18 protein-coding genes are annotated in these 16,453 nt (G+C 67.6%); 12 read left to right on the forward strand and 6 right to left on the reverse strand.

Annotated elements, in window-relative coordinates; all coding sequences use genetic code 11:
• The first annotated feature begins 16 nt into the window (after positions 1-16).
• The 4 genes from NM203_RS14855 (at position 17) to NM203_RS14870 (ending at position 2,691) form a co-directional block, all read left to right on the forward strand.
• Positions 17-1,075 (forward strand): ABC transporter permease, encoded by a 1,059-nt coding sequence (locus NM203_RS14855; RefSeq protein ID WP_255060751.1) that lies wholly within the window; start codon positions 17-19, stop codon positions 1,073-1,075.
• A gap of 4 nt (positions 1,076-1,079) precedes the next feature.
• Positions 1,080-1,904: an ATP-binding cassette domain-containing protein gene (locus NM203_RS14860; RefSeq protein ID WP_255060752.1), complete on the forward strand. Its 825-nt coding sequence runs from the start codon at positions 1,080-1,082 to the stop codon at positions 1,902-1,904.
• A 79-nt stretch (positions 1,905-1,983) separates the two neighbouring features.
• Complete coding sequence (locus tag NM203_RS14865; RefSeq protein ID WP_255060753.1) at positions 1,984-2,457, forward strand: SRPBCC family protein; 474 nt, start codon at positions 1,984-1,986, stop codon at positions 2,455-2,457.
• Positions 2,458-2,559: 102 nt separating this feature from the next.
• Complete coding sequence (locus tag NM203_RS14870) at positions 2,560-2,691, forward strand: hypothetical protein (protein WP_255060755.1); 132 nt, start codon at positions 2,560-2,562, stop codon at positions 2,689-2,691.
• A gap of 3 nt (positions 2,692-2,694) precedes the next feature.
• Here NM203_RS14870 and NM203_RS14875 read toward each other — a convergent pair whose 3' ends face one another.
• From NM203_RS14875 to NM203_RS14890, 4 genes are read right to left on the reverse strand one after another with little or no spacing between them, the layout of a single operon-like run.
• A complete protein-coding gene (locus NM203_RS14875) occupies positions 2,695-3,687 on the reverse strand; it encodes a Gfo/Idh/MocA family protein (protein WP_255060756.1) in 993 nt (330 codons plus the stop codon).
• Complete coding sequence (locus NM203_RS14880; RefSeq protein ID WP_255060757.1) at positions 3,684-4,592, reverse strand: sugar phosphate isomerase/epimerase family protein; 909 nt, start codon at positions 4,590-4,592, stop codon at positions 3,684-3,686. The genes NM203_RS14875 and NM203_RS14880 overlap by 4 nt, the downstream gene beginning before the upstream one ends.
• Positions 4,589-5,596, reverse strand: coding sequence for a Gfo/Idh/MocA family protein (locus NM203_RS14885; RefSeq protein ID WP_255060758.1), 1,008 nt, complete (start codon positions 5,594-5,596; stop codon positions 4,589-4,591). The genes NM203_RS14880 and NM203_RS14885 overlap by 4 nt, the downstream gene beginning before the upstream one ends.
• Positions 5,593-6,756 (reverse strand): phytanoyl-CoA dioxygenase family protein, encoded by a 1,164-nt coding sequence (locus NM203_RS14890; protein WP_255060759.1) that lies wholly within the window; start codon positions 6,754-6,756, stop codon positions 5,593-5,595. Before NM203_RS14890 ends, NM203_RS14885 begins: the two co-directional genes overlap by 4 nt.
• A gap of 106 nt (positions 6,757-6,862) precedes the next feature.
• Between NM203_RS14890 and NM203_RS14895 the strand changes: the two genes are divergently transcribed.
• The 8 genes from NM203_RS14895 to NM203_RS14930 all read left to right on the forward strand — a co-directional run bounded on the left by NM203_RS14895 (position 6,863) and on the right by NM203_RS14930 (position 14,755).
• The gene (locus tag NM203_RS14895) at positions 6,863-7,867 is read left to right on the forward strand and encodes a LacI family DNA-binding transcriptional regulator (protein ID WP_255060760.1); all 1,005 of its coding nucleotides are present in this window, start codon (positions 6,863-6,865) and stop codon (positions 7,865-7,867) included.
• Positions 7,868-7,993: 126 nt separating this feature from the next.
• Positions 7,994-8,818: a PfkB family carbohydrate kinase gene (locus NM203_RS14900; RefSeq protein WP_255060861.1), complete on the forward strand. Its 825-nt coding sequence runs from the start codon at positions 7,994-7,996 to the stop codon at positions 8,816-8,818.
• A 337-nt stretch (positions 8,819-9,155) separates the two neighbouring features.
• On the forward strand, positions 9,156-11,099 hold the full coding sequence (locus NM203_RS14905; protein WP_255060762.1) for a 2-oxoacid:acceptor oxidoreductase subunit alpha: 1,944 nt from the start codon (positions 9,156-9,158) through the stop codon (positions 11,097-11,099).
• Positions 11,096-12,178 carry a 2-oxoacid:ferredoxin oxidoreductase subunit beta gene (locus tag NM203_RS14910; RefSeq protein WP_255060763.1) on the forward strand — a complete coding sequence of 361 codons (1,083 nt, stop codon included), beginning with the start codon at positions 11,096-11,098 and terminating at the stop codon, positions 12,176-12,178. The genes NM203_RS14905 and NM203_RS14910 overlap by 4 nt, the downstream gene beginning before the upstream one ends.
• On the forward strand, positions 12,150-12,764 hold the full coding sequence (gene mobA, locus NM203_RS14915) for a molybdenum cofactor guanylyltransferase (protein ID WP_255060764.1): 615 nt from the start codon (positions 12,150-12,152) through the stop codon (positions 12,762-12,764). The genes NM203_RS14910 and mobA overlap by 29 nt, the downstream gene beginning before the upstream one ends.
• Before the next feature lie 513 nt (positions 12,765-13,277).
• The gene (locus NM203_RS14920) at positions 13,278-13,421 is read left to right on the forward strand and encodes a hypothetical protein (RefSeq protein ID WP_255060765.1); all 144 of its coding nucleotides are present in this window, start codon (positions 13,278-13,280) and stop codon (positions 13,419-13,421) included.
• A 272-nt stretch (positions 13,422-13,693) separates the two neighbouring features.
• Positions 13,694-14,017 carry a transglycosylase family protein gene (locus NM203_RS14925; protein ID WP_303624613.1) on the forward strand — a complete coding sequence of 108 codons (324 nt, stop codon included), beginning with the start codon at positions 13,694-13,696 and terminating at the stop codon, positions 14,015-14,017.
• Between the two features lie 237 nt (positions 14,018-14,254).
• Entirely contained in the window at positions 14,255-14,755 is a 501-nt protein-coding gene (locus tag NM203_RS14930) for a transglycosylase family protein (RefSeq protein WP_255060766.1), read from the forward strand.
• Here the strand turns inward: NM203_RS14930 and NM203_RS14935 are convergent.
• Positions 14,739-15,296, reverse strand: coding sequence for a VOC family protein (locus tag NM203_RS14935; protein ID WP_255060767.1), 558 nt, complete (start codon positions 15,294-15,296; stop codon positions 14,739-14,741). The genes NM203_RS14930 and NM203_RS14935 overlap by 17 nt on opposite strands.
• A complete protein-coding gene (locus NM203_RS14940; RefSeq protein WP_255060768.1) occupies positions 15,293-16,447 on the reverse strand; it encodes an FAD-dependent oxidoreductase in 1,155 nt (384 codons plus the stop codon). The genes NM203_RS14935 and NM203_RS14940 overlap by 4 nt, the downstream gene beginning before the upstream one ends.
• Between the last annotated feature and the right edge of the window lie 6 nt (positions 16,448-16,453).

The raw sequence follows: 16,453 nt of genomic DNA on the forward strand, positions 1-16,453 counted from the left end.
CAGGAAGAAGCGAAAAATGGTTACTCAGGCAGACCTCGACGTCGGTGAACACAAGGTGGTTCGCGACGAACGCGTGAAGGAACGGAACAGGATGCAGCGCATCCTGATCCGCCCCGAGATGGGCGCGGGCATCGGAGCGATCGGGATCTTTATCCTCTTCCTCGTCGTCGCTCCGCCGTTCCGGGAGGCGTCCTCGCTGGCGACGGTGCTCTACGCGAGTTCGACCATCGGCATCATGGCGTGCGGTGTGGCGCTGCTGATGATCGGTGGAGAGTTCGACCTCTCCGCCGGCGTGGCGGTGACGTTCAGTTCGCTCGCCGCGTCGATGCTCGCCTACAACCTGCACCTCAACCTCTGGGTCGGGGCGGCGCTCGCCCTGGTGCTCGCGCTCGCCGTCGGCTTCTTCAACGGCTTCCTGGTGATGAAGACCAAGATCCCGAGCTTCCTGATCACCCTCAGCACGTTCTTCATGCTCGCCGGCGTCAACCTCGCCGTGACGAAACTCGTTGCGGGACAGGTCGCCACTCAGAGCGTCAGCGACATGGCGGGCTGGGACTCGGCGCAGAAGGTGTTCTCGTCGAGCTTCACGGTGCTCGGTGTCGGCATCCGCGTCACGGTGCTCTGGTGGATTCTGTTCACGATCGTGGCGACGTGGGTGCTGTTCAAGACCAAGATCGGCAACTGGATCTTCGCCGTCGGCGGTGACGCGGACAGCGCACGGGCCGTTGGTGTTCCGGTGACGAAGGTCAAGATCGGATTGTTCATGTTCGTCGGGTTCTGCGGCTGGTTCGTGGGCATGCACCTGCTGTTCGCGTTCAACACCGTCCAGTCGGGCCAGGGCATCGGCAACGAGTTCTTCTACATCATCGCCGCGGTCATCGGTGGATGTCTGCTGACCGGTGGCTACGGCACCGCGATCGGCGCCGCGATCGGTGCCTTCATCTTCGGCATGACGAACCAGGGCATCGTCTACGCCGGCTGGGATCCGGACTGGTTCAAGTTCTTCCTGGGCGCGATGCTGCTGTTCGCGGTGATCGCCAACAACGCCTTCCGCAACTACGCAGCGAAGAAGTGATCCGATGACAATCTCAGTCGAGAAGACAGACAGCACAACCCCTTCGGGCGGCAAGGTGCCCCTGGTGGAACTGAAGAACGTCGGCAAGTCGTACGGCAACATCACCGCCCTGAAGGACATCAGCCTGCGGGTGCACGCCGGTGAGGTGACCGGCATCCTCGGTGACAACGGTGCCGGCAAGTCGACGCTGATCAAGATCATCTCGGGACTTCACCAGCAGACCGAAGGTGACCTCCTGGTCGACGGCGAGTCCACCCGATTCACCTCGCCCGCAGACGCATTGGACAAGGGCATCGCGACGGTCTACCAGAACCTCGCCGTCGTGCCCCTGATGCCGGTGTGGCGCAACTTCTTCCTCGGTCAGGAGGTCAGGAGGAAGTCGTTCCCGTACTCGTTGGACGCCAACGCCATGCGGGCGACCACGCTGACGGAGCTGTCGAAGATGGGCATCGAACTGCCCGACGTCGACGCCCCGATCGGATCACTGTCCGGCGGGCAACGCCAGTGCGTGGCGATCGCGCGAGCCGTGTTCTTCGGTGCGCGGGTGCTGATCCTCGACGAGCCGACGGCCGCGCTCGGCGTCAAGCAGTCGGGTGTCGTGCTGAAATACATCACCGCCGCCAAGGAGGCCGGGTTCGGCGTCGTGTTCATCACGCACAACCCGCACCACGCTCACATGGTCGGTGACCACTTCGTGCTGCTCAACCGCGGCCGTCAGAAGCTCGACTGCGCGTACGACGACATCACGCTGGAGCACCTGACGCAGCAGATGGCCGGCGGCGACGAACTCGAGGCCCTCTCGCACGAGCTGAGCCGCAACAGCAAGTAACCCCGCGATTCGTGCACGTTAAGGAGCGGTCAGCGCTCCTGCTCGTGCACGAATCGCAATTCGGGGTATGCGGCAGACCATGACCACCTCAACGCTGAAGACAGAGAACGCCGGGCCCAAGACCGTGAGCCGCAGCGTGCAGGTCGCCGCGCCGGTCGCGACGATCTTCGAGCAGATCGTCGACCCGCACCGGCATCCCGAGATCGACGGCTCCGGAACCGTTCGCGACATCGACGTGAAGGGGCCGCGTCGGCTCGCGAAGGGTGACAAGTTCACCGTCGGCATGACGCAGTACGGCTTGCCGTACAAGATCACCTCGACGGCCACCGAGGTCGAGGAGAACCGCGTCGTCGAATGGCAGCATCCGCTCGGACACCGTTGGCGCTGGGAGCTCGCCGAGGTCAGCCCCGGCACCACCAAGGTGACCGAGACCTTCGACTACTCGACGGCGAAGGTGCCGTTCGTCATCGAACTGACCGGGATGCACAAGAAGAACGCCGAGGGCATCGAGTCGACTCTCACCGGGCTCGTCGAGCGGTACGACGCGCGATAGCACCGCCGGTGAGTCGTTGCTCACGAACAGTTCATCGTCACGACATCGTCACAGCGCAGCGCGTTGACGTGCCGGTTCAGCGATTGCGTGCACAATTGACGCATGGATATCGACCGTGACGGAGTGCCCGGCACTCCGGTGTGGCGCGATCCGCTGTCCCTCGGATTCCGCGCGCATCGTCAGGTGCTGCTGCTCAAGCTCCGCTGGCACGAGCGCAGGCGCGTCGACCGCTGAGCGTCACCTCGGACTGAGGCCGGCGGCGCGATAGGCGGCGTCGACAAGCGCCATGTTCTCCACAGCGTCCTCCGGGCCGAAGGGAAGCGGCGAGCCGTCCTGTACATGCGCGGCGAACGCCGCGAGTTGGTACGAGTACGACGACCGGGTGCCGAGCCGTTCGACCACGGTGCCCGCAGCCGTACGAACGGTAAGCCCGTCGTCGTGGTTCGGCCGGATGAAGTCGTGCACCAGCAGATCCCCAGCCCGGCCCGCGATGCGAATGGTGAACGAGAAGTCCTCGGCCAGCATCGAATTGGCTGATAGGCCGAGCGCTCCGCCGGGGAAGGCCACGTCGACATCGCAGACGGCGTCCACGTCGGGGGAGCGCTGCTCGGCACGCGCGCCGACGATCGACGGCGGACCACCCACGCCCGGTACGCCCAATCGTCCGAGCGATCGCAGGATGTGTAGGCCGTAGCAACCCAGGTCCATGAGCACCCCGCCCGCGAGGTCGTAGGACCAGCGCGGGTCGCCCTCGTCGGGCGCGGGCATGGCCATCCGCACCTCGATACGGGTGACCTCGCCGACGGTCCCGGCACCGGCGAGTTCGAACGCCCGCTGCGTCACGGGATGGAAGAAGTAGTGGAAACCCTCGAGGACGCGGACCCCGGCGGAGGTCGCCGCCGCGGCGACCTGCTCCGCCTGAATCCTGTTGGCGGCGAACGGCTTCTCGCTCAGCACGGACTTGCCCGCGGCGATCGCCGCGAGGTTCCACGGGGCGTGCAGGGAGTTCGCGAGCGGGTTGTAGACGACGTCGACCTCCGGATCTTCGACGACGTCCTGATACGAGGTCAGCACGCGTTCGACCCCGTATCTCTCGGCGAAGACTTCGGCTCGCGAGCGATCGCGCGCCGCGACCGCCACCAATCGGTGCCCGAGTTCGGCTGCGGGCCCGACGATCGCCGACTCGGCGATTCGCGACGCCCCGAGAACCCCGATGCGCAGTGCGGTCACGACGTCACGGCGCGCAGGTAGTCGACGCTCGCCGTGACGTCCCGGACCGGTCCCTCGCCGGTGGGCTCGCCGTTCAGGATGGTGTCCTGCTCGAGCACGAACCAACCGTCGAAACCGTTGTCCCGCAACACCGAGACGATGCCCGCGATGTCGACGTCACCGGTGCCCAGCGGTGTGTACATGCCCGCCTTGACGGCCTCGGTGTAGGTGAGCTCACCCGACTGGACCCGCCCGGCCAACGCCGCGTCGACGTCCTTGAGGTGGGTGTGGGCGATGCGGTGCGGCACGGCCTTCGCCAGCTCCAACGGGTCGGTCCCGCCGATGAGCAGGTGCCCGGTGTCCAGACACAGCGGAATCGTCGACCCGGCGAGGACGCGGTCCACGTCGGCACGCGTTTCGACCATCGTGCCGACGTGCGGATGCAGCGTCGCGACCAGGCCGCGCTCGGCGACGATGGCCGCCAACCGGTCGAGGTTGGCCAGCAGCGTCGCCCACTGCGCGTCGTCGAGGACGGGACGCGAGTCGTAGCCGTCGGAGCCCGTGGCCGCCGCCAGCACGACGACGCCCGCGCCCGCCGCGATCAGCGACTCCAGTGGGCCCGCCAGGTCGTCGGCGGGATCGTGGTCGTCCCTGAACATCACGGCGGGGACGAAGCCGCCGACGCAGGCCAGGCCCTGCGCCGCCAACGTGGCCCGCAGTTCGGTGCTGTCCGTGGGTAGGAAGCCGTCGGGGCCCAGCTCGGTGGCGGTCAGGCCGACGCCGCGCATCTCGCTCAACACGCGGTCGCGGTCCAGCTGGTAGCCCCAGCCGGGTACCTCGCACACCCCCCAGGAGATCGGCGCCCCTGCGACTTTGATCCCCCGGTCGCTGCGCTCCTGCCCGGCGGTTGTGATGTTCGCGCTCATGCGTTGCGTACCTCCTCGATGCGCACCGGGGCACCCCGGCGCAGGGACTCGGTGGCGGCCTCGGCCAGCCAGGCGACCTCGACGGCGTCCTCGACGGTCGCACCCTGAATGGGCCCGCCCTTGGTCACCTCGACGAACGCCGCCAGCTCGGTGCGGAACGCCTCGGTGAAGCGGTCCATGAAGAAGTGGTGGGCCGGACCGGCCGGGAAATCGTTGCGCGGGTCGGTGTTCCGTACCGGGGCGCCCTGATCCCAGCCGGCGACGACACTGTCGTCGAAGCCGTGGATCTCGAGGCGGCAGTCGTAACCGCGCGCGTTGTAACGGGCATTGGAGATCACGCCCAGCGCGCCACCGTCGAACGTCACCACCACCGCCGCGGTGTCGACGTCACCGTATTCGGTGAACAGCGGATCACCCTGCACGGTGCCGGTCGCATAGACCTCGACGGCCTCCCGCCCAACGACCCACCGCACGATGTCGAAGTCGTGGACGGCGCAGTCGCGGAAGATGCCTCCGGAGCCCTTGATGTAGTCCATCGGCGGGGGCGCCGGATCCATCGTGGTGCTGCGGATGGTGTGCAGAAGCCCCAACTCGCCCGCGTCGACGACGCGCTTCGCCGCGGCGAAGGCGGCGTCGAATCGACGCTGGTAGCCGACCTGAACGGGCACACCGGATTTCGCGATCGCCGCGGCGACGCGCGCACTTTCGGCGGCGGTCGAGGCGATGGGCTTCTCGCAGAACGTGGGGATGCCGCGTTCGACAGCGGCGAGCGTCAGTTCCGCGTGCGCCGGGGTCGCGGCGGAGACCACCACACCGTCCACGCCGGACGCCAGCAACTCGGCGACGGAGTCGACGGCCTTGGCGCCGTGCTTGGCGGCGACGGCCGCCGCGACGTCCGTGCGCTCGTCGGTGATGATCAGGCCGTCGAGACCGTCGATGCCGCTGAGGGTTTCGGTGTGGAACGCGCCGATGCGGCCGAGGCCGATCACTCCGAGCGTGGTCATGGGATTCTCCGTTCGTTCTGCGCGTCGAGCGCGTTGGCGAGGTCTTGTGGGGATTGGTCGGCGAGGAGTCCCGCCAGCACGGTGTCGACCTGGCTGCGCGGTGCCAGGGTGCCGATCGGCTGGTCACTGTCGAGATTGGTGGGGAAGGGGTAGCCCTCCGCCGTGGCGTTCACGACGTTGGCGAGGTCGGCCGCACTGCGACCCGCGGCCTTCATCGCCAGCAGCGCGGGATACACGGCGTTGACCATGGCCGTGCGGTCCAGGGACTCCATGGCGCGGCCGAACGGCGACGAGATCTGCAGCAGGTTCGCCATGCGGCGGATGTCGGCCGAGTGGTTGGTGCCGGCCCCGTGGTAGAGCGCGGGGTTGAAGAAGACCGCGTCGCCCTTGCGCAGCGGAAGCTGAACATGATGCGCCGCAAAGTACTCGATGAACTCCGGTTGGTAGAACGCGACGTAGCCGCCTCGGAACCGCTGCGAGTACGGCAGCAGCATCGTCGGCCCGCTCTCCACCGGCATGTCGCAGTGTGCGACGGCACCCTGCAGCGTCAGTGCCGCCGACATCGCGTGCATGTGCGCGGGGTAGGCGGTCAGCTGGTCCACGTCGACGAAGCCGAGGTGGTAGTCGCGGTGCGGAACCTGAGCCCTCCCTCCGGGATTCACCACGTTCACCTGCGAGGTGACCTGATAGCGCGGCCCCAGCCACGCTTCGGAGATCAGAGCGAGCGCGTCGGCCGCGTAGTAATCGGCGAACACGTCGGGCGAGTGCAGTGCCAGTTTCTGCGCCGCGTTCCAGATGCGATCGTTTGCTCCCGCCTCGCCGAAGTGGTCGCCGACGGCCCCGCCCGCCGCCCGCTGGTCGTCGATGAGCGCGGTGAACGCCGCACTGGCCCGGTCGACCACGTCGCCCGCGAGGGCGCCTTCGAAGACCACCACACCGGGACCGTCGGACAGTGCCGCGATCAGCTCGGTGCGCAGCGCCTGTCGATCGGTGCGGGCACGGTCGGCGGGGGTGTACACCGGGACGCCTGCCCGGACGTCGCTCGCCAGCGGATACTCGGCCGGATCGGTGTGGCGCGACACCTCGGCGTGTAAGTCGTCGAGGCGGCAGTCCGCCTCGTCGATCCAGGCGCCGTGCGCGGTCCCAAGCGGGGTGGTCATGTCCACCAGTCTGGTTGTGACGCACACCGCAATCAACAGCAGAAACCCATCAAAAACACCTCAGCACGGGCTACAGTTCTCCCGCGAGGGACGGGAGGGGAGAGCAGTGCCGCATCGGTACAAGGTCCGCGAGATCGCCCAACAGTCCGGCCTCAGCGAGGCCACCGTCGACCGGGTGCTCAACGAGCGGCCCGGAGTCCGCGAGAACACCAGGTCCGAGGTGATGCAGGCGATCGCCGACCTCGACAAGCAGCGGGCCCAACTCCGGCTCAATGGGCGCCGCTACCTGATCGACGTGGTGATGCAGACCCCGCAGCGCTTCTCCGACGCCTTCCGGGCCGCGGTGGAGGCTGAACTGCCCGCGTTCGCGCCCGCGATGGTGCGGGCCCGATTCCATGTGTGGGAGTCCGGCTCGACGGCTCAGATGGTCGACCAGTTGGCGCGTGTCCGGGGGAGTCACGGCGTGGTGCTCAAAGCGCAGGACGATCCGGAGGTCGCGGAAGCCGTCGATCGTCTCGTCGACGCGGGCGTTCCGGTCGTCACCTACGCGACGGACGTCCCCGTCAGCGCTCGCTGTGCGTACGTCGGGATCGACAATCACGGCGCCGGAGTGACGGCCGCCTACCTCGTCGACCAGTGGCTGGGGGACGATCCGTCGGACGTGCTGATCACGCTGAGCCGCAACGTCTTCCGCGGCGAAGGGGAACGCGAGGTCGGGTTCCGGGCGGGGTTGCGGGGGAGCGGGCGCACGATCGTGGAGGTCAGCGGCAGCGACGGGATCGACGCCACCAACGAGCGGCTGGTGCTCGACGCACTCGACCGGCATCCCGGCGTCGCCGCGGTGTACTCCGTGGGGGGCGGCAACACGGCGACCGTCGCCGCCTTCGAGAAGATCGGAAGGGTGTGCCGGGTGTTCATCGCCCACGATCTCGACGCCGACAACCGCCGACTCCTGCGCGACGGTCGCATCTCCGTCGTGCTGCACAACGACCTGCGGGCCGACGCCAGGCTGGCGATTCGCTCGATTCTGCAGGAGCACGGCGCGCTGCCGCACGAGCCGGTGCGGGCGGCGCCGATTCACGTCGTCACGCCGTACAACCTGCCCGCCTGACGTGCTCGTCGACACCGCCGAGTCGTCATTTCCCAGCCGAGTTGACTACCATTTCGCCGCACGGTGACGAGCGGTCACCGGAGGAATTCAGGAGATCGATCGGTGCACCGAGAGCTCGTGCGCGGGGTGACCGTGCTCGGCAACCTGGCGATCGACCGCATCGACGGCGCTCCGGAGAGCCCCGGCGGATGCGCGTCGTTCGCAGGCGTCGCGCTCGAGGCCGCCGAGGTCCCCGGCCGGATCGTGGCGATGGCCGCGGAGCGTGATCACGCCCTGTTCGATCCGCTCAGCGCGCGCCTCGGTCCGCTACTGCGGATCCTGCCTGCCGACCGGACGAGCTCCTTTCGCCTCGACTACGTCGACGTCGACCACCGCCAGATGTTCGTCGACGCGATCGGACCGGTGTGGGGCGAGCCCGAGATCGCGGCCGCCGACCCGGACACCACGTGGGTCCACCTCGCACCGCTGCTGCGCACCGACTTTCCGGCGGCGGCCCTCGCCGCGCTCGACGCGCGCGGCCACCGCGTCGTCTACGACGGTCAGGGGCTCGTCCGCGCCGACCGCACCGGCCCGCTGGTACTCGATCGACACTTCAATCCAGAGTTGCTCACCCACATCTCCGTGCTCAAGCTCGCCGAAGACGAGGCCGTCATCGTCGCGGACGGGGAGTTCGACGAGTCCACGGCCGCGCGGCTCGGCGTCCCCGAGATCCTGGTGACGTTCGGCTCGGAGGGCTGTGACATCTACGCCGCGGGCTCGGTGACCAGGGTGCCGGCCGCATGGCGGGTCGAGGGAGTTCAGACAACGGGCGCCGGCGACATGTTCACCGCCTGCTTCACCGCCAACCGCGCCGCGGGTGGGTCGACGCGAGACGCCGTCGTGCGCGCCAGCGAGCTCGTCGCGCGCGAACTCGACAAGCGACTGCACATCGGTACCGCCGACCGGGTGTGAAGCCCGGTGGGGCGCTTTCGGTGCCAACACAGTGCTAGCTGGCCGCTACTCACCGGTAACCGGAATCTTAGAGAACGACGTTCTCGAAAACGTGACGAAAACCACAAAACGAACGGGTGTCCATCGAGTTCACGTGCCTGACCTGCACGATCAGCGCATCTTTACCTGCTGGTAACCGGCGAGTCCCGCAAAGGTCAGCCTAAGACCAGTGGTTTAATCGGTACTGCCAGTGACAGAAAAACCGGGGTGACGTCAACCCGGCGGCGCATCGTGCGGCAGCTACCGCGATCGCGACGCGAGTTGGCCATCCGAATCAAGCGTGAAAGGCAGGGCGCGCGTGGCTTCGAACGGCAGTGCGACCGGGAACGGCGCAGCCTCGCGGCAGAAGCTCGAGAAGGTGGTCATCCGGTTCGCCGGAGACTCCGGCGACGGCATGCAGCTGACGGGTGACCGGTTCACCTCCGAGGCCGCGCTGTTCGGCAACGACCTTGCGACGCAACCGAATTACCCCGCGGAGATCCGTGCACCACAGGGCACGCTGCCCGGTGTCTCGTCGTTCCAGATCCAGATCGCCGACTACGACATCCTGACCGCGGGCGACCGGCCCGACGTGCTGGTGGCGATGAACCCCGCTGCGCTCAAGGCCAACGTGGCAGACCTGCCCCACGGTGGGCTGATCATCGCCAACTCCGACGAGTTCACGAAGCGCAACCTCGCCAAGGTCGGGTACGAGGCCAATCCGCTCGAAACCGACGAGCTGTCGGACTACGTCGTGCAGGCCGTCGCGATGACGACCCTCACGCTGGGCGCCGTCGAGCCCATCGGCGCGACCAAGAAGGACGGCCAGCGCGCCAAGAACATGTTCGCCCTCGGGCTGCTGTCCTGGATGTACGGCCGCGAACTCGAGGCCAGCGAGGTCTTCATCCGCGAGAAGTTCGCGCGCAAGCCCGAGGTGGCCGAGGCCAACGTGCTCGCGCTCAAGGCGGGCTGGAACTACGGCGAGACCACCGAGGCGTTCGCCGTCACCTACGAGGTGGCACCCGCCAAGCTGAAGTCCGGCGAGTACCGGCAGATCTCGGGCAACACCGCGCTGGCCTACGGCCTGGTGGCCGCCGGTCAACTCGCCGACACCCAGGTGGTGCTCGGCACCTACCCGATCACCCCCGCGTCGGACATCCTGCACGAGCTCTCCAAGTACAAGCACTTCAACGTGCTGACCTTCCAGGCCGAGGACGAGATCGCCGGCATCGGCGCGGCGCTCGGCGCCTCCTACGGCGGCGCGCTGGGCATCACCAGCACCTCGGGGCCGGGTATCGCGCTGAAGTCGGAGGCGATCGGCCTCGGAGTGATCATGGAACTGCCGCTCGTCGTCGTCGACGTGCAGCGCGGCGGACCGTCCACCGGGCTGCCCACCAAGACCGAGCAGTCGGACCTCCTGCAGGTCCTCTACGGCCGCAACGGCGAGTCGCCGGTCGCGGTGCTCGCGCCCGCAACGCCATCGGACTGCTTCGACATCGCCGTCGAGGCCGCGCGCATCGCGCTGACCTACCGCACGCCGGTGATCCTGCTGTCCGACGGCGCGATCGCCAACGGTTCCGAGCCGTGGCGCATCCCCGACATCGCCTCGTACGAGCCGATCGACCACACCTTCGCGAAGCCGGACGAGCCCTTCGAGCCCTACGCCCGCGATCCCGAGACGCTGGCCCGCCAGTTCGCGGTCCCCGGCACGAAGGGTCTCGAGCACCGCATCGGTGGCTTGGAGAAGGCCAACGGGTCAGGCAACATCTCCTACGAGCCGGCGAACCACGACCTGATGGTGCGTCTCCGGCAGGCGAAGGTCGACGGCATCACGGTGCCCGACATCGAGGTCGACGATCCGAGCGGGGAAGCCGAACTGCTGCTGCTGGGCTGGGGCAGCTCCTACGGCCCCATCGGCGAGGCGTGCAGGCGCGCGCGGCGCAAGGGCATCAAGGTCGCCCACGCGCACATCCGTTACCTGAACCCGTTCCCCGCCAACCTCGGTGAGGTGCTCAAGCGCTACCCGAAGGTCGTGCTGCCGGAGATGAACCTCGGCCAGCTGGCGCTGCTGCTGCGCGCCAAGTACCTGGTCGACGTCCAGTCGGTGACCAAGATCGAGGGCATGGCGTTCCTCGCCGACGAGGTCGAGGGAATCATCGACGCCGCGCTGGACGGAACGCTCGCCGAGAAGGAAACTGACAAGGCCAAATTCGCGCGGCTGGCCGCAGCCGCGATCGACACTGGCGTGGGAGTGAAAGCATGACTGACCTCATCGGAGCCGATCTCGGGCTGACGGACGCCGGCCTGACGAAGACGAGCTCGGTGCCCACCACCGACGAGCCGCAGAAGGCCAAAGACTTCACCTCGGACCAGGAGGTGCGCTGGTGCCCCGGCTGCGGTGACTACGTCATCCTCAACACCATCCGCAACTTCCTGCCCGAACTGGGGTTGAAGCGCGAGAACATGGTGTTCGTCAGTGGTATCGGTTGCTCGAGCCGCTTTCCGTACTACCTCGAGACCTACGGTGTGCACTCGATCCACGGCCGCGCGCCGACGATCGCGACCGGGCTCGCCCTGGCCCGCGAGGACCTCTCGGTCTGGGTGGTGACCGGTGACGGCGACGCACTGTCGATCGGCGGCAACCACCTGATCCACGCGCTGCGACGCAACGTCAACCTGACGATCCTGCTGTTCAACAACCGGATCTACGGCCTCACCAAGGGTCAGTACTCGCCGACGTCCGAGACCGGCAAGGTCACCAAGTCGACGCCGATGGGCTCGCTGGACTACCCGTTCAACCCGGTGTCGCTGGCGTTGGGCGCCGAAGCGACGTTCGTCGGCCGCGCGCTGGACTCCGACCGCAAGGGCCTGACCGAGGTGCTCCGCGCCGCGGCCCAGCACCGCGGTGCAGCCCTCGTCGAGATCCTGCAGGACTGCCCGATCTTCAACGACGGCTCCTTCGATGCGCTCCGCAAGGAGGGGGCCGAGGAGCGCCTCATCGGCGTGACGCACGGCCAGCCGATCACGTTCGGCGCCGAGGGCGAGTACTGCGTGGTGAAGTCCGGCTACGGGCTCGAGGTCGCCAAGACCGGCGACGTCGCCGCCGACGAGATCGTCGTGCACAACGCACAGGTCGACGACCCCGCATACGCGTTCGCGCTGTCGCGGCTGAGCGAGCAGAACCTCGCGCACACCGTGATGGGCATCTTCCGTCAGGTTAATCGGCCCACGTACGACGAGATGGCACGAGATCAGGTGAGTTCGGCTCGGGATTCCAAGCCCCACGACACCGCGGCTCTGCAATCCTTGCTGCGTGGGAAAGACACCTGGACCGTCGAGTAGTTCTCGAGATGACCTGACGCCCCCGCTCGCCGCGATCGTGTTGGCGGGTGGGGCCTCTCGGCGCATGGGCCGCGACAAGGCGACCATGCCGTTCTCCGGGCCCGGCGGTGAAACGACGCTGGTCGAGCAGGCCGTCAGCACGCTTCGACAGCGGTGCGATCCGGTGTTCGTGGTCGCCGCGCCCGGCCAGCCGCTGCCCGACCTCGACGCCGTCGTGCTGCGCGATGAGGCGCGCGGAGTCGGCCCGCTCCTCGCGACGGCTCGCGGCCTGCGCGCCGCCGCCGATGCCGGCCGGGAACTCGCGTTCCTCTGCGCGGTCGACATGCCGTACCTCGAGGCGGATCTCCTCGACGAGCTCGTCGGTCCGGCCGTCCGTCTCGGTGCCGACGTGGTGCTGCCTTGGGACGGCCGTGATCACTACCTTGCCGGCGTCTACCGAACCTCGCTCGCGGCCCGTGCCGACGAACTCGTGGCCGCGGGGGAGCGCAGCATGCGCTCGCTCGTCACTGCGGTCGACACCCAGCGGGTGGTGCTGCCCGAGCAGCGGTCGCTGATCAACGTGAACACGGCGGCCGATTTCGTCTGACCTGCCGTGGCAAATGGTCAATTGTGTCGGTGATTTCTCCGAATTTGTATCTCGATGGGCTAATTAAGCGCTAGCACCGCTAATGCGGTGTGATGTTACCGTCATAATTCGGTGCAGCCCACTACGGTGCCCAGTTCGTTGCGAATCGGAACACGTTGTCACGCAACGCCTCCAGTCTGCGTGCGACCGCGGATCGATTCTGCCGCAATCGTTGACGCGTCGGTGTTTGCGGTGGAAAGTTCTGAATGGTGGGCTAGCGTCGTCGAGAGCCGTGGCGGCAGCGGAAAAGAGCTTCTTGCAACATGGTTGGGTAGATCTGCTGCGTAAACAGTTGTACTGCAAGTGATGTCGTGGCCCCACACGAAAAGCACTGCGGGACAGTGGACAGCGAACTCGCCTGGCGATCGCCAGGGCTTCGTTGTCGGAGTAATAGTTGTGCTGCAGCTGATTTCAGTGGTCAGTGGGGCGCATGTGACGTTCCGATTGTGCGCCAGTTCACAATAACGTCGTGACATGAGTCACGGCGACGCGCCGAACTGCGCAATCGGCGCCGCTGTCAAAGATCTTGATGACCAGCGGGAATGCCCGAACCCACCCATCGTGATCCAACCGTTATCTGGCTGCGACACGCGGATCGCTGAATATGACTTTGCTTAGAAAGATTTGTACGGTCCTCAGGGTCTCCACATGGAGCAAATAATTCAAAACCCACGAACCTGCGTGTGAGTGGAGCCGCCGTCGGCCTGAGGCATCGCCTCCGAGTCCGCGAGGCTGCCGGGCGTCTCGCCCGGTGAGGCGATTCCCCGCCTCCCGCTGTCGTGCCCGACCGAGAAGGCACGACTCGAACTCCTCCGCCTGCCTGGCAGGCATGCCCGTCCCGCGTTCCCCCGCGGGGCGTTGTTCACGCGCGCTTGGCGAAAGGATAGAAGTTGAAGAACATCCGCAAGACGTTCGGTCTGGCCACCATCGCCGGGGCCCTCGCGATTGCCCCGATGGCGCTTGGTGCCGGTACTGCGAATGCGGACGGTGTGAACTGGGATGCGGTCGCGGCCTGCGAGTCGGGCGGCAACTGGTCCATCAACACCGGAAACGGCTACTACGGCGGCCTGCAGTTCGCCATGGGCACCTGGAAGTCCAACGGCGGTGCCGGTTCGCCGCACACGGCGAGCAAGGAAGAGCAGATCCGCGTTGCGAACAACGTTCTGAAGTCGCAGGGCATCGGCGCATGGCCGGTGTGCGGTCAGCGTGGGTAACGCGTAACACGACTCATCGAAGGCGGTGCCGGGCAATGCGCCCGGTGCCGCCTTCGGCGTTTCCGCTCGCCCCAACTACCTCGTGCACCTCTGCTTTCCATCACGCCCCGATAAAGAACGTTTACCACTCCTGTAACGGGTGAGGTCGATCACACGACATAGCACACGACCGCGTCAGGCAGCGCACGACACGCCGGGTCGCGGTCCTCTTGTCAAGGTCGGGGAAGGACCGTAGAGATGACCGTTCGTCGCATCATCAGCAGGACCGCCAAGATCATCGCGGTGACCGGCGCATTCGCCGTCGTCGCGCTCGGGCTGTCCACGTTGTTCGCCGCCGCGCCCGCGCAGGCCGACTCACTGAACTGGGACGCCGTCGCACAGTGCGAATCGGGTGGCAACTGGGCCGCCAACACCGGCAACGGTCATTACGGCGGCCTGCAGTTCAAGCCGGCCACCTGGTCCTCGAACGGCGGCTTCGGATCGCCGTCGACGGCATCCCGCGAAGAGCAGATTCGCGTCGCGGAGAACGTGCTGCAGACGCAGGGCATCAAGGCGTGGCCGAAGTGCGGCGCGATGGCGGGCTCGCCCGCCGTGTGGACCACCCCGTCGGCCCCGTCCTCCGCTGGTGGCACCGGCTGCGGCGCGATGCCGACCCGCGGCCTGCTCGGCTTCATCAACCCGCGGCAGATGTGCTCGGCGTTTCTATCCCCGCTGACGAGCCTCACCGCGCCGCGCTGACCTCATTGCCCTGAGGGTCGACGAACCCGGCACCCAGCACGCTCCATCGCCATCGGTTCGGGGCCACTCGCTCGTCGGAGTTCCTCACGAACTTCCACACCACGCCATCCCACCCCGCGGTGTCGTAGAGCCAGCGCAGCGTGCCATCCGGTCCCGCCCGCAGATTCCCACCCACCCGCTCGGCCCACCACGACGCCAGTTCCTCGGGCCGATCGCTGTCGGTGCACACCGCGAAGAGCCGTGCCGGTGAGTCGATGTCGGTGGCGCTCGGGAACGCGCAGAACTCGTTGCCCTCGACGTCGGCGAGCGTGGTCCACTCGGGATACTCCGCGAGTACCGTCGCCCCGAGAGCCAGTAGGGGTGCGATCTCGTTGACGTACAGGTCCGGGTGAACGCGGTTCTTGACGACCTTGGGCTCGCGGTCCTGCCGGATTCGCAAGCGGTCGCGAAACGCATCCGGCCCCAGCGCCGTACGCCAGAACCGTTCCACCGCAGCCGGATCTGCAGCGGCGACGATCAGCGGACCGAGTGAGAGGGTCACGTGACGTCGGGCAGGACGAAGGCCGACGCCGCGGCTACGGACGCCAGATGTCGAACGAGGACGGCCTCGGGGACGAGGCTCGACGCCCGTATCGCGAGCGCGCCCAGCACCGCGGGGCGGACGTTGACCAGTTGACCGATGAGCTTCGACTCCCGCGCCAGTGCGCGCGTGCGCGGTTTGCGCGCCGCGACGAACCGGGCGAACGCGGTTGCGGGGTCGGCGATGCGGTCGAGACAGTGCGCCAGCGTTGCGGCGTCCTCGATGCCCTGGCAGCCGCCCTGCCCGAGATGCGGCCGCATCGGGTGGGCGGCGTCGCCCGTCAGCACGACGGGGCCGCGCGACCACACGCGCGCCTCGTCGCGGTCGTAGAGATCGTTGCGAAGCACGTCGGCAGGATCGGTCGAGGCGAGGACGGCGGGCACCGGGTCGGCCCAGCCGCCGTACTTCGACCGCAGGTAGGCCAGTTCACCTTCGGGTGAGGTCCGGCCCTCCGGCCCGCGTTCGGTGGCGAACCAGTAGGTGTGGTCCGGTCCGAGCCGAACGTGGCCGAACTCGGTACCGCTGCCCATGGTTTCGCCGGACAGGTCGGGATCCAGCGCGTGTGCCGCGACGCCGCGCCAGGCGGTGTAACCGGCGTAGTGGCGGCGCAGTGGGCCGTTCAGGTGGCGGGCGACGACGGACCCGACACCGTCGGCACCGACGACGGCATCGGCATCGCGGGTGGAACCGTCGGTCAGCGTGATCCGCACACCGGTGCCCGTCACCGCCAGATCGCTTGCGGCCAAACCCGATTCGACCGTGCCGGGCTGCAACGCATCGGCGAGGATCCCCATCAGCGTCGCGCGGCGTACGACGACGAGAGGCTCACCGAGCGCTGTCACGATTCGCTCCGGTGCGGGTCTGCGCAACCACGCTCCGTCCTGCCAGCGCATGGCCCCCGCGGTCACCCGGCCACCCGAGGCGCGGACGGCGTCGCCGAGTCCGAGCGCGTCGAGGGCGGCCAGTGCGTTGGGCCAGATGCTGATTCCGGCGCCCGACGACGTGTCGGTACGTTCCTCGACGATCGTCACGTCATGACCGGATCGCTGGAGTCCGACGGCGGTCGCCAGCCCCGCGATACCCGCGCCGACGACCACGATCCGGTGAGTCACACGACG

Source organism: Mycolicibacterium arenosum (assembly GCF_024320865.1).
GTDB classification, from domain to species: domain Bacteria; phylum Actinomycetota; class Actinomycetes; order Mycobacteriales; family Mycobacteriaceae; genus Mycobacterium; species Mycobacterium arenosum.